Here is an 18,942-nt window from a genome sequence, read left to right on the forward strand (position 1 = left end):
CTGTCGGAGGGCCGGACTAGGCTTGCGGTCATGCGTCCAGTCGAGGAACTACAACGCCAGGTGGCCCCGCTCGAGGTCATCTCGGAGTTCACGCCGTCCGGCGATCAGCCGCGCGCCATCGACGAGTTGGAGCACCGCATCGAGGCGGGCGAGCAGGACGTCGTGCTCCTCGGCGCGACGGGCACGGGCAAGACCGCAACCGTGGCGTGGCTCGCGGAGCGGCTACAGCGACCGATGCTCGTGATGCTGCCGAACAAGACCCTTGCCGCCCAGTTCGCCAACGAGTTGCGCGACCTGCTTCCCAACAACGCCATCGAGTACTTCGTCTCCTACTACGACTACTACCAGCCCGAGGCGTACCTCCCCCAGACAGACACCTACATCGAGAAGGACTCCTCGCTCAACGAGGAGGTCGAGCGGATGCGGCACGCGGCCACCTCGTCGCTGCTGACCAGGCGCGACGTGATCGTGGTGGCTACCGTCTCCGCGATCTACGGCCTCGGCACCCCCGAGGAGTACCTGCAGCAGCGCGTCACGCTGCGGGTCGGCGAGGAGATGGACCGCGACCAGTTGCTTCGCCACCTCGTCGACATCCAGTACGCGCGCAACGACATCGGCGGCGGTCGTGGCACCTTCCGCGTGAAGGGCGACACCCTCGAGATCTTCCCGATGTACGAGGAGAACGCGCTTCGCGTGGAGTTCTTCGGCGACGAGATCGAACGGATCGCCACGATGCATCCCCTCACGGGCAACGTGATCCTGGAGGAGGACGAGGCCTACGTCTTCCCAGCGACCCACTACTCCGCGGGCAACGACCGGATGGAGCGGGCCATCGGCAGCATCGAGACGGAACTGGCCGAGCGGCTCACCGAGTTCGAGCAGGAGGGCAAACTGCTCGAGGCGCAGCGGCTGCGGATGCGCACCAGTTACGACATCGAGATGATGCGTCAGATCGGCACCTGCTCGGGCATCGAGAACTACTCGCGCCACATCGACGGTCGCACGGCCGGGTCGGCGCCTTCATGTCTGCTTGACTACTTCCCCGAGGACTTCGTGCTCGTCGTGGACGAGTCGCACGTGACGATCCCGCAGATCGGCGGCATGTACGAGGGCGACGCGTCCCGCAAGCGCACCCTCGTCGAGCACGGCTTCCGGTTGCCGTCTGCGATCGACAACCGGCCGCTGAAGTTCGACGAGTTCGTCGACCGGATCGGCCAGACCGTCTACCTGTCCGCCACCCCCGGCCCCTACGAGATGGACCGGAGCGACGGGTTCGTCGAGCAGATCATCCGCCCGACGGGCCTCGTGGACCCAGAGGTCGTGCTCAAGCCGACCAAGGGCCAGATCGACGACCTGATGGCGGAGGTCAAGGTGCGGGTCGAGCGCAACGAGCGGGTCCTCGTCACGACGCTGACCAAGAAGATGGCCGAGGACCTCACCGACTACCTGATGGATCACGGCATCCGCACCAGGTACCTGCACTCCGACATCGACACCATCCGCCGGATCGAACTGCTGCGCGAACTCCGGCTGGGCGAGTACGACGTCCTGGTCGGCATCAACCTGCTGCGCGAGGGCCTGGACCTTCCCGAGGTGAGCCTCGTGGCGATCCTCGACGCGGACAAGGAGGGCTTCCTGCGTTCGGCGCGCTCCCTCATCCAGACCATCGGCCGAGCCGCCCGAAACGTCGCGGGCCAGGTCCACATGTACGCAGACAAGATCACCGACTCGATGGCGGCCGCCATCGATGAGACGAATCGTCGCCGAGCGATCCAGGTCGCCTACAACACCGAACGCGGAATCGACCCGCAGCCGCTGCGTAAGCGCATCGCCGACGTCTCCGACATGCTGGCGCGCGAGGACGCCGACACCGACGCCCTGCTCGACTCGGCCAAGAAGGAGACCGGTGGGAAGAGGAAGGGCCTCGACCCGTCCAAGTTGGCCACCGACGAGCTCACCAAGCTGATCGCGGAGCTGACCGAGCAGATGCACGCCGCGGCCGCCGAACTGCAGTTCGAGGTCGCGGCCAGGCACCGCGACGAGATCGCCGACCTGAAGAAGGAGTTGCGCGGAATGATCGAGGCGAACAAGTAGTCGGATCAGGCTTGCGCTGGCGACGCGCCGAGGGTTCTTCGTGCCCGCCCTGCCAGCATCGCGACGCCCACGATGGTCACCACAGCCCCAAGCAGCAGGGCCGACCCCTCGCCCGGGTGCAGCAGCCCTGCCTCCGACCCGAGCGCCACCGCGCCCACCGGTACCCCCAGTTGCGCGGCGGTGAGCCCCGCCAACGGCCAAGGCTGTCTGGAAACGACGCCGACCACCGTGTGAAGGATCAGCGCTCCCAACCCAAGCGAGAGACCCAACAGGATCGCCGCCGGGTGCGAGGCGAGGTTTCGGAGGTCCAGTGAGGCGCCGAGCCACACGAAGAAGATCGGGGCGAAGAAGCCCTCGCTGATCGCGAAGAGCTGGTGCTGCACCCTGTTGTGTTCCCCGATCGCGGCGAACACCAGCCCGGCGACGAAGCCCGCCAGCATCACAGACACCCCCGTGGAAACGGCCACGGCGGCCAGCACGAACAGCACAAGCAGGGTGATCCTGAGCTCAAGCGCGAGGAGACGGCGTTGGCTGAACTCGTGGAGCCGCTCGGCGCGGCCCTTCCGCCCGGCGAGGAGCAGGATCACGAGCAGCACCGCGCCGGTGACCAGCACCGCGAGGGCACCGATCGCCGCGGACCCGGCCCGCGTCGGGTTGATCGCGAGCGGAAGCAGCACGATGCAGGCCGCGTCGGCGATCGCGAGCTGAGCCAGGAACTCCAGCGCGTCGTGCCCGCCGAGGTCGGCGCCCGCCATCGCGGGCAGCACGAGGGAGGCCGAACTCGACGCCAGCAGTACCGCGTACAGCGGGCCGTGGCCGGTTCCGAAGGCCCACGCGAGGCCGAACCCGGCAGGCACCGACAACACGCCGATCGCGACCGCGCGAGAGGCGCCGCGACCCAGCCCCTTCACCAGTGCCTGATTCCTGATCGGCAAGTGCGCCCCCGCGATGAACATCACCAGCGCGAAACCGATCTGCCCCATGAACTCGAACGTCGGGTTGGTGGCATCCAGGACCCTCAGGCCCGTCATGCCGAGCACGATCCCGACGCCCAGTTCGCCGACGACCACGGGTAGCCGCAGCCGCCGAGTGGCCGACAGCAGCGGTCCAAGCAGCGCCACGGCGCAGATCAGCGCCAGCAGCGCGAAGCTCACGGCACCTCCACCAGCGCGGCTGGGATATCGGTGTGTTCGTCGTGGTAGTAGCTGGCGCAGATCCGGTGGTAGCCGTCCGCCACGATGAGCGGGCGGCCTCGGGTGGCGTCGCCCCGCACCAACAGCACCGGGGACAACGCCTCGCCTCTGCCGACCTCGGCAAGGTCGCTTGCTACGTGTGGGTTTGTGGCAGCATCCGGACCACTCATCTGCGACTCCCTCCCAACGGATCCAATTCTGCCCCTCGCGGGCGACCGGGGGACGCGCCGGGTCCCAACCCCCTCCGCGGTCGTCGCCGCACGGCCGGCGCTCCGGTGCGAGAATGGGTCATGGCTGAGCGTCAGTACCGAGACGACCAGGTTCCCGCCGGACCTGTGAGCTATCGGCACGGCCCGGACTCCCTGCCGCGCTCCGACGTGGTGCCGGGGCGCTGTCAGGTGCTTGAGGCGAAGGTCCGGGGCGTGACGCACCGCTACCGGGTGCACGTGCCGTTCGGGTACCGCGATGACGAGCCGGCCGCCCTGATGGTCTTCCTCGACGGCGAGCGCTGCCACGCGCCCGACGGCGAACTCCGCGGTGGGCTGGTGCTGGACAATCTGGTCGCTCGCCGGGCGATCCCGATGACGGTCGGGGTCTTCGTCGACCCGGTCGACCGGGCCGCGCAGTACGACGCCTTCGACGCACGGCACGCCGACCTCCTGGCCCACGAGATCATCCCGCGGGTCGCGGCGGGCTGGCACCTCGACCGGGAGCCAGCACGGCACGGGATCTGCGGCGTCGGCGCCGGAGGTCACGCGGCCCTGACTGCTGCCTGGATGCGGCCCGACGTGTTCGGCAAGGCGATCAGCTTCATCGGGAGCTTCACCACCCTTCCCGACGGCAACCCGTACCCCTACCTGGTGCGCGAGACGCTGCCCAAGGCCCTCCGGATCCTGATGACGGCCGCCTCGTTCGACACCAACCATGCGAGCGGGCAACTCAACGCGCTCAGCGAGAACCTCAAGACCGCGGCGGCCTTCGCCGAGACCGGCTACGACTTCCACCTGGTGCTCGGCGACGGCGCCCACAACCTCAACCACGCGGGAGTGCTGCTCCCCGACGCGCTGCGGTGGCTCTGGCGACCGGAGCCGGGCGAGCCCGAACCGCCGCGAACCGACCCCGTCGCCACCCTCGTCACCTGGTGATCCGCTAGGCTGCTCGTGTCGACACGGGAGAACCGGCCTTGCGCCGGTGCCGAAGGAGCAACCGCCCCGGAAACTCTCAGGCCCCAGGACCGTGCCGACGCTGGAACTCTGGAAAGAGGCCATTGGCCCGCCGAAGGATACGAAGATCTCAGGCAACCGCGACAGAGGGGGCTTAGGGTGGTGACCACCCGACGGCGCCGCACGCGGCAGAAGGGGCTTATCAATGGCGAGAACCGCGCTTCATCCACTGCACCGTGAACTGGGTGGCAGGCTCGTCGACTTCGCGGGGTGGGAACTCCCCGTGCAGTTCGCCGGGATCATCGCAGAACACCACCACACCCGCCAGGCGGCGTCGCTCTTCGACGTCTCGCACATGGGGCAGGTGCTCATCACCCCGACTCCGGCGACCTCGCCGACGCTGCGGCCGCGCTCGAGAGCCTGATCCCGGCAAGCGCCGCCGGGCTGGCCGAGTCGCGGCAGCGATACGGCCTGATCACCACCGACGACGGCGGCGTCGTCGACGACCTGATGTTCGCCAACCGGGGCGACCACTTCCTGCTTGTCCTGAACGCGGCACGCACCGACGTCGACCTCGAGCGGCTCCGCGCCTTGGACGGCGTCACGGTGACCCATCTCGACGACCGCGCGCTGCTGGCGCTCCAGGGCCCGAAGGCCGCCGAGGCCCTCGGCCGCCTGATCGACGGCGTCGCCGACCTCACCTTCATGGACTCCATCGCCCTCGACTGGGACGGCACAGAGGTGTGGGTGTCGCGCTCCGGCTACACCGGTGAGGACGGCTTCGAGGTCTCGGTCCCCAACGACCGGGCGATCGAATTCGCCCGCGCGCTGCTCGCCATGGACGAGGTCGCCCCCGCCGGGCTGGGCGCGCGCGACTCGCTGCGTCTCGAGGCGGGCATGCCGCTGTACGGGCACGAACTGACCGAGGACATCTCCCCCGTCGAGGCGGGCCTCAACTGGGCGATCCCGAAGGTCCGCCGACCCGGCGGTTCGCGGGCGGGCGGCTACCCCGGCGCCGACATCATCGGTGCCCAACTCGCCGACGGCGCCCCGCGCGAACGGATCGGGTTGCGGATCGACGGAAGGGCTCCAGTGCGCGAGGGCGCCGCCGTGTTCGCATCCGAGGATGGCGCCGACCCGATCGGCGTCGTCACCTCCGGCGGCTTCGCCGCGACGCTCGGCGCCCCCATCGCGATGGCGCTTGTCGAGGCCGGCTCAGCCGGCGACCGCGTCTACGCGGAGGTGCGCGGCAAGCGCGTCCCCGCCGACGTCGCACCCCTCCCCTTCGTCGCCCACAACTACCACCGATAGGGAACCAGACATGCTGAAGTTCACCACCGAGCACGAATGGCTCGACCCCTCCGGCGAGGACGTCGCGGTCGGCATCACCGAGCACGCCGCGAGCGAACTGGGCGACATCGTCTTCGTCGAACTCCCCGAGGTCGGCGCGTCCGTGAGCAAGGGCGACGAGGTCGTCGCCATCGACTCCACGAAGGCCGCCTCCGGCATCACCGCCGCGATCGACGGGGTCATCACCGCCGTCAACGAGGACCTCAACGACGCCCCCGAGACGATCAACGCCGACCCGATGGGCACCTGGGTGTTCCGGATCGACCCGACCGACCCCGCCCAGCTCGACGAGCTGATGGACGAGGCCGCCTACCGCGAGATGATCGGCTGAGCCTGTGCCAACCTGGGAGCCCACCGCCTACGACCCCGACGACTTCGCCAACCGGCGCCACATCGGCCCCAGCCCGGCCGAGATGGACGCCATGCTCGGCGCGCTCGGGGTGGATTCGCTCGGCGACCTCATCGACGAGGCCGTGCCGGGCAGCCTCCGTCAGGATCGGCCGCTCGGCTGGGCCCCCATGACGGAGGGCGCGGTGCTCGAGGAGCTTCGGCGCCTCGGGTCGCGCAACGTCGTGCACACGTCGATGATCGGCCAGGGCTACCACGGGACTCTCACCCCGCCCGCCATCCAGCGCAACATCCTGGAGAACCCCGCCTGGTACACGGCCTACACGCCGTACCAGCCGGAGATCGCGCAGGGCCGCCTCGAGGCGCTGCTGAACTTCCAGACCATGGTGATCGACCTGACCGGCCTCGAGGTGGCGGGCGCGTCGCTGCTCGACGAGGCGACCGCGGCGGCCGAGGCCATGGTGATGGCGTTCAACCACGCCCGCGGCAAGCGGAGCAGGTTCTTCGTCGCCGACGACCTGCACCCGCAGGTGCGGGCCGTGCTCGCGACCCGCGCGACGCCCTACGGCATCGACCTGGTCTCGGGGCCCGTCGACGACGCGCGACCGGACGACACCTGGTTCGGCGCGATCGTCGCCTACCCCGGCACGCACGGCGAACTGCGCGACTACACGCAACTGTTCGAGGCGCTGCACGAGGTCGGCGCGCTGGCGATCGCCGACACCGACCTGCTCGCGCTGTGCCTGGTCAAGGAGCCGGGCGCGATGGGCGCGGACATCGCCGTCGGGTCGACGCAGCGCTTCGGCGTCCAGCCCGGCTTCGGCGGCCCGCACGCCGCGTTCCTCGCCTGCCGCGACTCGCTGAAGCGGATCATGCCTGGGCGCCTGGTCGGCGTCTCGCGCGATGCCAACGGCAACCGCGCCTACCGGCTTGCGCTGCAGGCCCGCGAGCAGCACATCCGCCGCGAGAAGGCGACGTCGAACGTGTGCACGGCGCAGGCGCTGCTCGCGGTGATGGCCTCCTTCTACGCCGTCTTCCACGGCCCCGCTGGGTTGCGGGCGATCGCGCAGCGGGTTCACCTGATGACGGTCACGCTCGCGGAGGCGCTGCGGGCGGGCGGCGCGCACGTCGAGCCCGAGCACTTCTTCGACACCATCACCGTGACGGTCGGGGTCGGCCAGGCGGGCATCCTCGCCGCGGCCCAGCAGCGGGGCATCAACCTGCGCAAGGTCGGCCGCGACAAGGTCGGCATCTCCTGCGACGAGACCACCACGCTCGAGGTGCTCGCCCGGGTGCTCGACGCGTTCGGCATCGACCCCGTCGAGGCGCTCGCGGAGGCCCCCGCCATCCCGGACGACCTGCTCCGGGAGAGCGACTACCTGACGCACCCCGTGTTCCACATGAACCGGGCCGAGTCGGAGATGATGCGCTACATGCGTCGCCTCAGCGACCGCGACCTGGCTCTCGACCGGGCGATGATCCCGCTCGGCTCGTGCACCATGAAGCTCAACGCGGCCGCGGAGATGGCCGCGATCACCTGGCCCGAGTTCGCCACGATCCACCCGTACGCCCCGTCCAGCCAGGCCGAGGGGTACCGCGAGATGATCGACGACCTCGAGGAAAAGCTCTGCGAGATCACCGGCTACGACGCGTTCTCGATGCAGCCCAACTCGGGCGCGCAGGGCGAGTACGCCGGCCTGATGACGATCCGTGGCTACCACGAGGCGCGCGGCGACGAGCGCGACATCTGCCTGATCCCCACCTCCGCACACGGCACCAACCCGGCATCGGCGTCGATGGCGGGCCTCAAGGTGGTGCCCGTGAAGTCGGCCGACAACGGCGACATCGACGTGGCCGACTTCGCGGCGAAGGCGGCGGAGGCGGGCGACAGGCTCGCGGCCGTGATGATCACCTACCCGTCGACGCACGGCGTCTTCGAGGAGACGGTGCGCCAGGTCTGCGACATCACGCACGAGCACGGCGGCCAGGTCTACATCGACGGCGCCAACATGAACGCCATGGTGGGCCTGGTGCGACCGGGCGACCTGGGCGGCGACGTCAGCCACCTCAACCTGCACAAGACCTTCGCGATCCCGCACGGCGGCGGCGGCCCAGGCATGGGCCCGATCGGCGTCAAGGCGCACCTGGCGGAGCACCTTCCGACCGATCCCGGCACCGGCGAGGAGGGCGCGGTCTCGGCCGCTCCGTTCGGGTCCGCTTCGATCCTGCTGATCTCGTGGGCCTACCTCAGGCTGATGGGCGGGGCGGGCGTCACGCAGGCGACCCGCGTCGCGATCCTGAACGCCAACTACCTGGCGACCAGGCTCGCGGAGGCGTACCCGATCCTGTACCGCGGCGACAAGGGCAGGGTGGCGCACGAGTGCATCGTGGACCCGCGCGGCTTCGCCGATCATGGGGTGACGGTGGACGACATCGCCAAGCGCCTGATCGACCACGGCTTCCACGCCCCGACGATGTCCTTCCCGGTGCCCGGCACGCTGATGGTGGAGCCGACCGAGTCGGAACCACTCGCAGAACTGGACCGCTTCGTCACCGCGATGCTCGACATCGCGCGCGAGGCGGGCGACGTCGTCGAGGGCCGGGTCGAGGCCAAGGACTCGCCGCTCAGGCACGCCCCGCACACCACCGAGGACCTGGTGGCCGAGTGGGACAGGCCGTACTCCCGCGAGGTCGGCTGCTTCCCGCCCGGGGCATTCCGTGTCGACAAGTACTGGCCGCCGGTCGGCCGGGTCGACAACGCCTACGGCGACCGAAACCTGGTGTGCGCCTGCCCGCCCTGGCTCGATGAGGACGGCGCGCCGCTAGCCTGAGGTCCATGACCACCGACAACCGGCGCGAGCGGGCCGACAGTTTCAAGACGATCGGCGACCAGTACCACCGGCTGCGGCCGCCGTTCCCGGACGAGGTCGTCGACTGGATGCTTCCGGATGGCGCCGTCGACGTGCTCGACCTGGGCGCGGGCACCGGCCGGTTGACCGACTCCCTCGTCGCGCGCGGCCTCGCCGTCACCGCTGTCGATCCGTCGACGTCGATGCTCGGCGTGCTGCGCGAGCGTCTCCCGGAGGTCCGCGCCGTCGAGGCGACCGCGGAGTCGACGGGGCTGCCGTCGGGATCCTTCGACGCGATCCTGGTCGCTCAGGCCTGGCACTGGATGGATCCGGCGGCCGCGTCGGCGGAGGCGGCAAGGCTGCTTCGCCCGGGAGGCACGCTCGCGCTGGTGTGGAACATGCACGTGCCCTCGGCCGGTTGGCAGGAGGAGTTCGAGGCCATCCAGGATGCGCTGCGCGGCACGGCCCTGCTGGGCGAAGGGCGCCCCGATGTGCGCGAACCGCTCGGCGCCTGCCAGGAGCTGATCTTCCGGTGGAGCCGTGAGGTGCCCGCCGAGGACTATCTGCGGATCCGCACGACGCACTCGCCGTTCATGGTGGCCGACGACGCGACGAAGGCCGATCGGCTCGCCCGCTGGCGGGCCCTCCTCGACGCCAACGCGGGCGACACCGTCACGGAGGGCTACACAACGCAGGCCTGGCGGTTCACACTGGGCTGAACGAAGGGGGTCGCCATGCGCGATGTCGTCTATTCCATGTCCATGTCCCTCGACGGCTACATCGTCGGGCCCGACGGTCGGTTCGACTGGTCGGTGCCCGGCCCGGAGGCCTTCCGCGCCGCGACGCAGGAGGTGCGCGGCGTCGGCGTGCACCTGCTCGGCAGGAGGCTGTACGAGACGATGGTCTACTGGGAGCACGACGACCCGACGTGGGAGGCCGACGAGGTCGAGTTCGCCGCGATTTGGCGGGCGCTCCCGAAGGTCGTCTTCTCCGACACCCTCCGCAAGGTCGAGGGAAACACCCGGCTCGCGCAGTGGCCACTTGCTGAAGAGATCGCCCGGCTCAGGTCCGAACCGGGCGGCGAGATCGCCATCGGCGGGGCCGACCTGGCTGCCGACGCGGCCGACCTCGGCCTGATCGACGAGTACCGGTTACGGATCTTCCCTGTGCTCGTCGGCGGCGGCATCCCGTTCTTCGCGCGCCACGAGCGCCGTCAGGACCTCCGCCTCGTCGAGCAGGCGACCCTCGACGACTCCATCGCGTACCTGCGCTACCGGGTGGCTTAGGCGCGCCGCAGCGTGATCCGCGCCAGCACGGCTGCGGCGATCATCAGACCGAGCCCGATGGCCGAGGTGACGATGACACCCGAGTCGAAGGCCGCCTGCGCCGAGGCGAGCAGTTGTCCCCCAAGGCCGGCGGGCAGTTGGGACGCGACGTCGGTGGCGCCGCCGAGGGTCTCCCCCGCCGTCGCCGCCTGCTGCGCAGTGAGCCCCTCCGGCAGCACCACGCCGCCGCGGTAGATGGCGGTCAGCAGGCCGCCGAGCACCGCGGTGCCGAGCACCGAGCCGACCTCGTAGGCCGTCTCCGAGATCGCGGACGCGGCGCCCGCCTTCGCGGCGGGGACGCTGGAGAGGATCAGGTCGTTCGAGATCGTCTCCGCCATCCCGACGCCCGCGCCGAGGATCGCGAAGGCGATCAACAGGCCGAGATCGGAGCCCGCCTTGCCGCTGACCATGACCACCGCGTAGCCGACCGCGTTGAGAAGCAGGCCGGCGACGACAAGGGTGCCAGGGCTGAAGCGGCGCACCAGCCTGACAACGACGAGCCCCGCGACCACCGTGACCGCGAGCCCGGGCAGCAGCACCAGCCCGGCCTCCACGGGGGACTTCCCGGAGACGAGTTGGAGGTGCTGGGACACGAAGAACAGGAACCCGACCATCGAGAACAGGCTGAGCAGGTTGGCCGCGACCGAACCGCTGAACACCGGGTTGGCGAACAGCCGGACGTCGAGCATCGGCACCGGCCGGCCCAACTGCCTACGAACGAACCAGACGCCCGTGGCCAGGGAGAGACCGAAGGCGGCCGCCACGGGAAGGCTCGGGCCGTAAATCGCCACGGACTTGATGCTCCACACGAGGCTCGTCATGGCGGTCAGCACCAGCAGGGTGCTGAGCGCGTCGATCGGGCCGGGGTTGGGGTCGCGCGACTCGGGAAGCAGTTTGAGCCCACCGATCAGCAGCGGAAGCAGGATCGGGACGGCGATCAGGAACACCGATCCCCACCAGAAGTGCTCCAGCAGGAAGCCCCCGACGATGGGGCCGAGCGCCGCGCCGCCGCTGAACCCAGCGGCCCAGATCGCGATCGCGATGCGCCGCTCGTTGGCCTCGGTGAAGATGTTGCGGATCAGCGAGAGCGTCGCGGGCATCAGCATCGCGCCGAAGAAGCCCATCGCCGCGCGCGCCGCGATCAGGGCGCCCGCGGTCGGCACGAACGCCGCGACGGCGGAGATGGCCGCGAACCCGGTCGCGCCGATCAGCAGCATCCTCCGCCTGCCGAACCGGTCTCCCAGGCTGCCCATCGGGACGAGCAGGCCCGCGAGCACCAGAGCGTAGACGTCGACGATCCACAGCAGTTCGGCCCCCGTCGGGCTGAGCGCCTCCGAGATCTTTGGCACGGCGAACGCGAGCACCGTCCCGTCGATGGCCACCAGCAGCACCGGAAGCATCAGCACAGCTAGGGCCACCCAGCGGAGCTTCGCGGACGTCGCCGCCTCCGTGATCGTCATGTCGAGTTCACCTTCCTTCACGAGCAAACCCGATCAGCTTAACCGTCTAGACGGTACAGTTCAAACGCGATAGGCTCTTCGACATGTCAGCACGCGACCGGATTCTCGACACCCTCGAGGTGATCCTCACGACCGAGGGCGAGCGCGCCGCCACCCTCGACGCGGTGGCCGCCAGGGCGAAGGTGTCGAAGGGCGGCCTGCTGTACCACTTCCCCAACCGCGAGGCGCTGATCCTCGGCCTGGTCGACCGGGCCGACTCGCTCGGCGCCGAGTACCTGGAGCGGTTGCGACACGACGAGGCTGGCCCGGCCGTCGCCTACCTGCGCACCTCGGCTGAGACCACCACTCCCTTCGACCGCACGCTGATCGCGCTCAGCCGCCTCGGCAGCGACCAGCACCCGGCCGCCGCGGCGGTCCTCCGCCGCGCGCAGGAGGCGTGGGCCGCCGTGGTGCGCGAGGAGATCGGCGACGAGGCCGTGTCGCGCGCCATCGTGCTGATGGGCGACGGGTTGTACTACAACGCGCTGTTCCAGGCCGAGACGCCGCACGACATCGACGCGCTGCTGAGCGTCGTCGAGACGCTGCGCGCCTCCGTCAAGCGCTGACGCTCAGGTCGCGCCACACCTCTCGCACCCGCTCGCGCGTCGCGGAGCGGGATCCCGAGTTCTCGATCACGTGCGTCGCGGCCGCGAGCCGGCGGCCCCTGTCTGCCTGCGCGTTGATCCGGGCCAGCGCGTCGGCCTCAGTGAGGGCGTTGCGGCGCATCAGCCTTTCGATCTGCGCCTCGACGGGCACGTCGACGACCAGCACGGTGTCGAAGCCCTCGTCCAGCCCGGTCTCGACCAGCAGCGGGATGACCTGGATCACCACGGAGCCCTCCGGCGCGGCCCTCTCCAGGTCGGCCGCGCGACGCCGCACGAGCGGGTGCACGATCGCGTTCAGGTCGGCGCGCGCCGCGTCCTCGGAGAAGACGATGGCCCCGAGCCGGGCGCGGTCGAGCGAGCCGTCCTCGGCGAGCACGCCCTCGCCGAAGCGCTGGACGACCTGCGCCAGCCCCGGCGTGCCCGGCTCGACCACCTCGCGGGCGATCAGGTCCGAGTCGACGATGACGGCGCCGAGCGCGGCGAACTCGTCGGCGACGAAGGACTTGCCGGACGCGATGCCGCCAGTGAGCGCGATCCTCTGCATGGCCGTCAGCCTAGCGGCGGCGCGGGGGTCGCACCGCAGCCAGCCCTCCGCCAGCCGGTCAGTCGACCCAGGTGGGGCTGCTCCAGGCGTGCTGGTCGTTGCGCTGCGAGGCCCGCACGCTGTACCAGGCGGTCGCGTCGCGGGGTTCATCGTCGAGGATCTCGGCCGTCACCACCGTCGCCGACTCCGGCACCGCCCGGTGCAACCGGACGGCCCCCGAGACGAACCCGTCCAGGTAGCCCGTCGTGGCGCCGTCGGCCAGTTGGCCGATGCTGGCGGACCACGTGCGGGAGTTGGCCGTCACGATCAGGTGCGTGTTCGCGTCGCCCCGCACCCGCAGGCTGAGGCCCTGGGTGGCGTCCGTGCGGACGGTGGGGTTGCCCCGGGTGAGGGTGCTCAACTCGATGCGGTCCCTGCCGACCCGCTGCCACCGGGTGAACGAGTAGCTCTCCGGGAGCGCGGCAAGCGGGTCGACGATGTCGTGGCCGTGCAGTCGAGGCTCGACGACCTCGAGGACCCCGTCGACCACCTCGACGGTGACGTCCCAGTCCTGCGGGACACCCGCCTCTCCCCAGCCGACGCTCACACCCGTCAGCCACACGCCCTCGCCGTCGACGCCTGCCTGCGGGTGGGCGCGGTGAATGACGCGGTTGTTCCTGAGCACCTCGACGCCCGTGAGTTCGTCGAGTCCCCGCACCTCGACCTGGATCGGTACGGGGCCCTCGTGGATCACGTCGGCACCCATCGGCGCCCCCGCAACCTGCGTCGCCACGACCATGGGGTCGCCGGTCACCGCGTACGTGCGACGCGCCGCCATCGCGTCCCACAGCGCCCCCCGGCTCAGGCCGTCGGACCAGACCATGGCGCGCCCATAGCCGTGGCTGCCGGGGTGCGCGCTGTGGTGGTCCGTCGAGCCGATCACCCCGAACCGGAGGCCGCGTTCCCAGGCGCGCCAGACCGTGGAATCCACGTCGACGGGGCCCATGGTGTGCAGGTACGGGCGTGGCCCGTCGTCGGTCTCGGCCGCGCCGTGCATCGAGACCATCTCGACGAGCGGGGTCAGTTCGGGGTCGAAAGCGTCCCAGTTCGCGCCGCGGAAACCCCGCCGGTAGCCGACGTGGTGCGGCAGCACCATGGTGCGCCTGCCCGGCTCGGACAGCGCCCGCACCTGGTCGCGCAGCGCCGCGAGCGTCGGCGCCTCGAGCAGCGGCAGGGGCCCGGACTCGGCGTAGACGCACTGGTCGCCGTACTCCATGGAGTGCCACTCGAACGAGGGGAACGTCACGAACCGCCCGTCCTCGTGGGACTCCTCGACGGCGGCGAGCACGTCGTCCCAGCACCGCCGCAGACGTTCGAAGCCGTCGAGGTGGTACTGGCGCAGCCCAGCGAGCCGGTCGCCCGGGGGCATGTCCGGCCACGCGGCGTGGCCCGTCACCGAGACGAAGTCGAGTTGCAGGCGCGCGTTGGCGAGCGCGTCCGAGAGCGGCCCGTGTCCGTAACTGATGCCGCAGTGGTTGTGCAGGTCGCCGACGTAGGCGCCGAGGCCCTCATAGAGAGGCAGTCCGCTCCGCCTGGTCACGGACGCGACCTGGTTGGGCGCTGCGGGTGCGGCATCGGGGCGATGTCGCCGTCGAGCAGTTCGTCGCCCCCGTCGCGCATCTTGGCGGTGAGCCGCTCGCGGAAGTCGGCGACCTGGTCGGCGAGGCCCTCGTCGGTCGACAGGTTCGTCAACTCGTCAGGGTCGACTGTGAGGTCATAGAACTCCTCCATCTCCCTCGGCTCGAGGTGCGCGTCGCCCATCCCCTGGCGGGTGAGGCTCGCCTCGAGGTCCTTGGCGAGCGCGAGCCTCGGGCCGGGCACGAAGTGCCGGATGTACTTGCGGTCCTTCGTCCGCAGCGCGCGGGCCGGGTCGTACCCGTCGTGGTAGGTCTTCTCGAAGACCAGTTCGCGGTCGGGCTGGGGCTCGTCGCGCTTGAGGAGGCCGACGAGCGAGACGCCGTCCCACTCGGGGCGCCGCTCTCCCCCGGCCAGTTCCACCAGCGTGGGCACCAGGTCGAGGTGGCTGACCATGGCGTGCTCCCGGCGCGGAGCGACTGCCCAACTGCGGGGCGGTCGCACGATCAGGGTGACGCCGACCCCCGAGTCGAGCAGCGTGCTCTTGGCGCGGGGAAGGGCACGCCGTGGTCGGTGGTCACGATGATGAGCGTCTCGTCGTCGACCTCGGCGAGCAGCCGACCGAAGTTCTCGTCGAACTGCGCGAGCGCCCCGTACATGGCTGCGATGTCGGCCCTGGTGTGCTCGTTGTCCGGCAGGTAGGCGGGCACGTGCACCGTCGCGGGATCGGCCGGAACGTAGTCCGTCTCGGGCCACGGACGGTGCGCCTCCCAGCACCCGACGTTGCAGAACCAGGGCCGCTGCCCGTCCTGCTCGGCGAGCCACTCGAGCATCGCGTCGACGACCGGTTCGCTCCTTGGCAGGAACCCGAGCCCGCGCACCTGCTCGTAGCCGAGCACCAGCGGGTCGGGGTTCTCGTGCTGCAGCCCGATCAACGTGGTCAGGTAGCCCTCGTCCGAGAGGTACTCGGGCAGCGTCCTGACGTCGTCGAAGTACAACCAGGAGTCGTGCGACAGGCCGTTGAGCCCGTTGGCGTGCGGAAGCATGCCCGTCAGCATCGCCCCGCGCGACGGGGTGCACAGCGGCGCCGCCGAGAACGCCTGTTCGAACACGATGGCCGTGTCGCCGAAGGCGTTCAGGTTGGGGGTGGGGACGTTGGGCAGCCCGTAGCACGACAGCCAGCGGCCCATGTCGTGGCCGTGGATGAGCAGGACGTTGGGCGTGTCCGGCGTGGGTGGCATGGCTATCCCTTCACTGCTCCGCCGGTCAGCCCGGCGACGATCTGGCGGTTGGCGACGATCGCCAGGATGATGATCGGAACAACGGTGAGCGCCCCGACTGCCGCCATCGGCCCGTAAGTGATCTCCTGTGGCTGGACGAGCGCCGCGATGCCGACGGTGATCGGGGCTCTCGCTCCGCCCGAGGTCATGGTCAGGCCGAACAGGAACTCGTTCCAGGCCATGATCAGGACGTAGATCCCGACGGCGGCGAGGCCAGGCTTGACCAGCGGCAGGATCAGCGACCAGAAGATCCTCGCCTCCGAGGCGCCGTCCACCAGGCCCGACTCGCGGATGGCGGGCGGGAGCGCGTCGAAGTAGACCTTCAGCATCAGCGTCGCGAACGGCAGGTTGAACAAGACGTTGAGGATGATCAGGCCGCCGAGGCTGTTGAGCATGCCGAGTTGCTGCAGCACGACGTAGAGGCCGGGCACCAGCGTCATGGGAGGGATCAGTTGGATCAGGGCGCTCAGCCCGAGCAGGATCCCCGTCACGAGCTTTGACCAGCCGAGGCTGCTGAGCGAGTAGCCTGCCAGCGCTGCGACCACCATGGTCACGACGGTGGCGGCGACGGCGATCACGACGGAGTTGAGGATCTGGGCGCCGACCACCGAGCCGGGCTCGAACAGCCGCGCGAAGTTGCTCATCGAGAACTCGAAGCTTCGCGAGATGATCTTGCGTGGGCTGTTGAACGCGGTGACGACCAGCCACACGATCGGCACCACGATGATCACCATCGAGATGGCGAGCGTCGCCTCGCTTCCCCAGGTACTGCGCTTCATGAGGTCCTCCGCTTCAGCAGGGCCCGCGCGCCGACGATCAGGAGCGCGAGGATGACGACGAGCGCGATGGTGACGAGGCTGACGGCCGAGCCGTAGCCGAGGTCGACGCTGTCGAAGACGATCCCGCGGATCAGCAGGCTGATGATGGTCGTCGAGTCGCCAGGGCCGCCGCGGGTCAGCAGGTACATCTCGTCGAAGACCTTGACGCCCATCACGACGCGCAGCGCGGTGGCGGCGATCAGCGCAGGGCGCAGCATCGGGATGACGATGTGCCAGGTGGTCTGGCTGCGGTTGGCGCCGTCGACCGAGGACGCCTCCAGCACCTCGCTGTCGATGGACTTCAGGGCCGAGTAGACCAGCAGGTACACCAGCGGCGTCCAGTGCCACACGTCGACGGCGATGATGGCCGCCATGGCGCCGACGCCGTCACCGAGCCAGCCCTGTTCCGGTGCGCCCATCGCCTCGAGGATGGTGTTCAGGACGCCGATCTGCGGGTTGAGGATCAGGACCCAGAGCACGCTCACCACGACGGGGGCGATGATGGCGGGCCAGACAAGGACGTTGCGGGCGAGGTTCTGCAGCTTGGTGGCGCGGTCGGTCAGGATCGCAAGGGCGGTCCCGAAGACCACGCTGAGCACGGTCGAGGCGACCACGAAGACGAAGCTGATGACCACGCTGTGGCGGAACAGTTCGTCGGAGAAGGCGCGTTCGAAGTTCTGGAGCCCGCGAAACTCGAACGTCATCCCTCCCCCGCGCAGATTCACCGACCCGAAGGCCATCTGAATCACGCGGAGGAAGGGGTAGACACCGAAGATGAGGGTGACCGCGAGGAAGGGCACGATCGACCAGAACCTGAACCCACCGAGGCGGCGGGCGGCGCGCATCAGCCGAGCCCCGCCTCTGTGACCGCCTTGGCGGTGTCGTCGGCGATGACCTTGAACCCGTCAGGGATGGAGGACTGTCCCGCGACGATCTTGTTGAGGTTGACCTCGGTCGAGGCGAGCAGGGCGTGGCCAAAGGGGAACCGGATGCCCTGGTGCACGTCGGCGAGCGAGTCGCGCATCGCCCCGAGCTGCGGGATCTCGGAGCCGACCTCGTCGAGCACATCGGAGCGGGTGATGACGCCGCCGCCCTTCGCCCAGCTCGTCTGGGCCTCCTTGCTCGTGATCCACTTCATGAAGTCGAGGCCCGCCTTCGCGCGGTCGTCCGGGAGGCCGGCGGGCACGCCGAAGGTCCAGGCGCCGCTGATCGGGGAGCGCCGCTCGGGTCCCGCGGGGACGGGCGCGTAGCCGATCATGCCCGCGACGTTCGACTTGTCCTGGTTCTCAAGCTGGGGCGCGATGGCCACGACCATGTGGCCCTGCAGCGCGTCGCCGGACTGCATCGCCGCGATGACTGCGGCCTGGTCGATGGTCTGCGGGTTGGCGGGGCCGAGGGCGAGCAGTTCCTGGTACTTGGCCGCCGCCTCCTCCGCCGCGGGCGTGGTGATGCCGGAGGTCCAGTCGGTGCCCGGGTTGTCGATCCACTCGGCGCCGTAGCTGTGCAGCACGGCCGAGAAGTCGAAGGTGACGGAGTTGCCGCCCGGCGCCCCCTGCCCGCGGGTGACGTAGCCGTACTTGCAGAGGCCCTCCTGCACGGCGCGCTTGCCGTTGGCGATCGCCTCGTCCCACGTGGTCGGGGGCTTGAGGCCCATCTTGTCGTAGAGGTCCTTGCGGTACGCGAGGATGTGGATGTTGCCGTTGAGCGGCAGGGCGACGACCTCACCGTCGGCGCTCGTGATCTGGAGTTTGCTGTCCCAGCGGCCGAGGCCGTCGAACTCGGCGATCCCCGGGTCCCATTCGAAGGAGGGGTCGATCTCCTTGAGGGGCCGCATCCAGGACTGGCCGTAGAACTGGCCGACCCAGCCCTCGTTGATCTGGAACACGTCGAACGCGTTGGAGCCCTGCTGCATGGCCGTGATCTGCTGCGTCTGCAGGCCGTCGAACGGGAAGTCCTGCAGCGTCACCTTCACGCCGGTCGCCTTCTCATACTCGGCGACGATTGCCTTGTAGCTGTCCAGCCACGGCGTCGTCGCGGTCGCGACGGTGATCGCCTTGACCGCCGAGCCGCCCCCACCGCCGCCGCTCGAGGTGGGGGCTGCGCTCTCCCCCATCATCCCGTCGTTATTGCCACAGGCCGTCACCAGCGCGCCGGTGGCAAGGCCACCCGCCCCGATGAGACCAGCCCTGAGGAAGCTTCGCCTTTGAAATTCCATCCCGAACACCCTTCCGGTAGATCGATCCAGTGATTGTTAGTAGAT

The 18,942-nt window shown here is 69.8% G+C and carries 19 protein-coding genes and 1 riboswitch; of the genes, 9 read left to right on the plus strand and 10 right to left on the minus strand.

The window, feature by feature from the left end; genetic code table 11:
* Positions 1 to 30 precede the first annotated feature (30 nt).
* The gene (uvrB, locus tag BW730_RS07600; protein ID WP_077685721.1) at positions 31 to 2,094 is read left to right on the plus strand and encodes an excinuclease ABC subunit UvrB; all 2,064 of its coding nucleotides are present in this window, start codon (positions 31 to 33) and stop codon (positions 2,092 to 2,094) included.
* Between the two features lie 5 nt (positions 2,095 to 2,099).
* Here uvrB and BW730_RS07605 read toward each other — a convergent pair whose 3' ends face one another.
* Positions 2,100 to 3,248: a cation:proton antiporter gene (locus BW730_RS07605; protein ID WP_077685722.1), complete on the minus strand. Its 1,149-nt coding sequence runs from the start codon at positions 3,246 to 3,248 to the stop codon at positions 2,100 to 2,102.
* Positions 3,245 to 3,385: a hypothetical protein gene (locus tag BW730_RS18470; RefSeq protein WP_158522526.1), complete on the minus strand. Its 141-nt coding sequence runs from the start codon at positions 3,383 to 3,385 to the stop codon at positions 3,245 to 3,247. Before BW730_RS18470 ends, BW730_RS07605 begins: the two co-directional genes overlap by 4 nt.
* 192 nt (positions 3,386 to 3,577) lie before the next feature.
* On the opposite strand from BW730_RS18470, the gene BW730_RS07610 reads away from it, so the two are divergent.
* From BW730_RS07610 to BW730_RS07635, 7 genes are all read left to right on the plus strand, one after another.
* Positions 3,578 to 4,432 (plus strand): alpha/beta hydrolase, encoded by an 855-nt coding sequence (locus BW730_RS07610; RefSeq protein ID WP_077685723.1) that lies wholly within the window; start codon positions 3,578 to 3,580, stop codon positions 4,430 to 4,432.
* 14 nt (positions 4,433 to 4,446) lie between these two features.
* Positions 4,447 to 4,534, plus strand: a riboswitch (glycine riboswitch).
* Between the two features lie 121 nt (positions 4,535 to 4,655).
* Positions 4,656 to 4,874: a hypothetical protein gene (locus BW730_RS19965; protein WP_250637759.1), complete on the plus strand. Its 219-nt coding sequence runs from the start codon at positions 4,656 to 4,658 to the stop codon at positions 4,872 to 4,874.
* Between the two features lie 20 nt (positions 4,875 to 4,894).
* Positions 4,895 to 5,761 carry a glycine cleavage T C-terminal barrel domain-containing protein gene (locus BW730_RS19970; RefSeq protein WP_250637764.1) on the plus strand — a complete coding sequence of 289 codons (867 nt, stop codon included), beginning with the start codon at positions 4,895 to 4,897 and terminating at the stop codon, positions 5,759 to 5,761.
* A 10-nt stretch (positions 5,762 to 5,771) separates the two neighbouring features.
* Positions 5,772 to 6,131 (plus strand): glycine cleavage system protein GcvH, encoded by a 360-nt coding sequence (gcvH, locus tag BW730_RS07620; RefSeq protein WP_226997136.1) that lies wholly within the window; start codon positions 5,772 to 5,774, stop codon positions 6,129 to 6,131.
* A gap of 4 nt (positions 6,132 to 6,135) precedes the next feature.
* A complete protein-coding gene (gene gcvP / locus BW730_RS07625) occupies positions 6,136 to 8,979 on the plus strand; it encodes an aminomethyl-transferring glycine dehydrogenase (RefSeq protein ID WP_077685724.1) in 2,844 nt (947 codons plus the stop codon).
* Positions 8,980 to 8,984: 5 nt separating this feature from the next.
* Positions 8,985 to 9,716 (plus strand): class I SAM-dependent methyltransferase, encoded by a 732-nt coding sequence (locus BW730_RS07630; RefSeq protein ID WP_077685725.1) that lies wholly within the window; start codon positions 8,985 to 8,987, stop codon positions 9,714 to 9,716.
* 15 nt (positions 9,717 to 9,731) lie between these two features.
* The gene (locus tag BW730_RS07635; protein WP_077685726.1) at positions 9,732 to 10,283 is read left to right on the plus strand and encodes a dihydrofolate reductase family protein; all 552 of its coding nucleotides are present in this window, start codon (positions 9,732 to 9,734) and stop codon (positions 10,281 to 10,283) included.
* On the opposite strand, the gene BW730_RS07640 is transcribed toward BW730_RS07635, so the two are convergent.
* Positions 10,280 to 11,782 (minus strand): MFS transporter, encoded by a 1,503-nt coding sequence (locus tag BW730_RS07640; protein ID WP_077685727.1) that lies wholly within the window; start codon positions 11,780 to 11,782, stop codon positions 10,280 to 10,282. The genes BW730_RS07635 and BW730_RS07640 overlap by 4 nt on opposite strands.
* Before the next feature lie 83 nt (positions 11,783 to 11,865).
* Here BW730_RS07640 and BW730_RS07645 point away from each other — a divergent pair, with 83 nt between their 5' ends.
* Positions 11,866 to 12,387 (plus strand): TetR/AcrR family transcriptional regulator, encoded by a 522-nt coding sequence (locus tag BW730_RS07645; RefSeq protein ID WP_077685728.1) that lies wholly within the window; start codon positions 11,866 to 11,868, stop codon positions 12,385 to 12,387.
* Here the strand turns inward: BW730_RS07645 and coaE are convergent.
* The 7 genes from coaE to BW730_RS07680 are packed head-to-tail and all read right to left on the minus strand — an operon-like array spanning position 12,377 to position 18,897.
* Entirely contained in the window at positions 12,377 to 12,970 is a 594-nt protein-coding gene (gene coaE, locus BW730_RS07650) for a dephospho-CoA kinase (RefSeq protein WP_193432370.1), read from the minus strand. The two genes, BW730_RS07645 and coaE, sit on opposite strands and share 11 nt — an antisense overlap.
* Before the next feature lie 58 nt (positions 12,971 to 13,028).
* A complete protein-coding gene (locus tag BW730_RS18475; RefSeq protein WP_077685729.1) occupies positions 13,029 to 14,549 on the minus strand; it encodes a PHP domain-containing protein in 1,521 nt (506 codons plus the stop codon).
* Entirely contained in the window at positions 14,546 to 15,040 is a 495-nt protein-coding gene (locus BW730_RS07660) for an alkaline phosphatase family protein (protein WP_077685730.1), read from the minus strand. Before BW730_RS07660 ends, BW730_RS18475 begins: the two co-directional genes overlap by 4 nt.
* Positions 15,041 to 15,090: 50 nt before the next feature.
* Positions 15,091 to 15,825, minus strand: a complete 735-nt coding sequence (locus tag BW730_RS07665; protein ID WP_077685731.1) for a sulfatase-like hydrolase/transferase — start codon at positions 15,823 to 15,825, stop codon at positions 15,091 to 15,093.
* 2 nt (positions 15,826 to 15,827) lie between these two features.
* Entirely contained in the window at positions 15,828 to 16,643 is an 816-nt protein-coding gene (locus BW730_RS07670; RefSeq protein WP_077685732.1) for a carbohydrate ABC transporter permease, read from the minus strand.
* Complete coding sequence (locus BW730_RS07675; protein WP_077685733.1) at positions 16,640 to 17,527, minus strand: carbohydrate ABC transporter permease; 888 nt, start codon at positions 17,525 to 17,527, stop codon at positions 16,640 to 16,642. Before BW730_RS07675 ends, BW730_RS07670 begins: the two co-directional genes overlap by 4 nt.
* Positions 17,527 to 18,897, minus strand: a complete 1,371-nt coding sequence (locus BW730_RS07680; RefSeq protein WP_077685734.1) for an extracellular solute-binding protein — start codon at positions 18,895 to 18,897, stop codon at positions 17,527 to 17,529. The genes BW730_RS07675 and BW730_RS07680 overlap by 1 nt, the downstream gene beginning before the upstream one ends.
* Positions 18,898 to 18,942 lie beyond the last annotated feature (45 nt).

Source organism: Tessaracoccus aquimaris (genome assembly GCF_001997345.1).
Taxonomy (GTDB): Bacteria; Actinomycetota; Actinomycetes; order Propionibacteriales; family Propionibacteriaceae; genus Arachnia; species Arachnia aquimaris.

Coding starts and splice junctions, on each gene's coding strand:
- uvrB (WP_077685721.1), top strand. CDS start 31: ATGCGTCCAGTCGAGGAACTACAACGCCAGGTGGCCCCGCTCGAGGTC.
- BW730_RS07610 (WP_077685723.1), top strand. CDS start 3,578: ATGGCTGAGCGTCAGTACCGAGACGACCAGGTTCCCGCCGGACCTGTG.
- BW730_RS19965 (WP_250637759.1), top strand. CDS start 4,656: ATGGCGAGAACCGCGCTTCATCCACTGCACCGTGAACTGGGTGGCAGG.
- gcvH (WP_226997136.1), top strand. CDS start 5,772: ATGCTGAAGTTCACCACCGAGCACGAATGGCTCGACCCCTCCGGCGAG.
- BW730_RS07630 (WP_077685725.1), top strand. CDS start 8,985: ATGACCACCGACAACCGGCGCGAGCGGGCCGACAGTTTCAAGACGATC.
- BW730_RS07635 (WP_077685726.1), top strand. CDS start 9,732: ATGCGCGATGTCGTCTATTCCATGTCCATGTCCCTCGACGGCTACATC.
- BW730_RS07640 (WP_077685727.1), bottom strand. CDS start 11,782: ATGACGATCACGGAGGCGGCGACGTCCGCGAAGCTCCGCTGGGTGGCC.
- BW730_RS07645 (WP_077685728.1), top strand. CDS start 11,866: ATGTCAGCACGCGACCGGATTCTCGACACCCTCGAGGTGATCCTCACG.
- coaE (WP_193432370.1), bottom strand. CDS start 12,970: ATGCAGAGGATCGCGCTCACTGGCGGCATCGCGTCCGGCAAGTCCTTC.
- BW730_RS07660 (WP_077685730.1), bottom strand. CDS start 15,040: ATGGTCAGCCACCTCGACCTGGTGCCCACGCTGGTGGAACTGGCCGGG.
- BW730_RS07665 (WP_077685731.1), bottom strand. CDS start 15,825: ATGCCACCCACGCCGGACACGCCCAACGTCCTGCTCATCCACGGCCAC.
- BW730_RS07670 (WP_077685732.1), bottom strand. CDS start 16,643: ATGAAGCGCAGTACCTGGGGAAGCGAGGCGACGCTCGCCATCTCGATG.
- BW730_RS07675 (WP_077685733.1), bottom strand. CDS start 17,527: ATGCGCGCCGCCCGCCGCCTCGGTGGGTTCAGGTTCTGGTCGATCGTG.
- BW730_RS07680 (WP_077685734.1), bottom strand. CDS start 18,897: ATGGAATTTCAAAGGCGAAGCTTCCTCAGGGCTGGTCTCATCGGGGCG.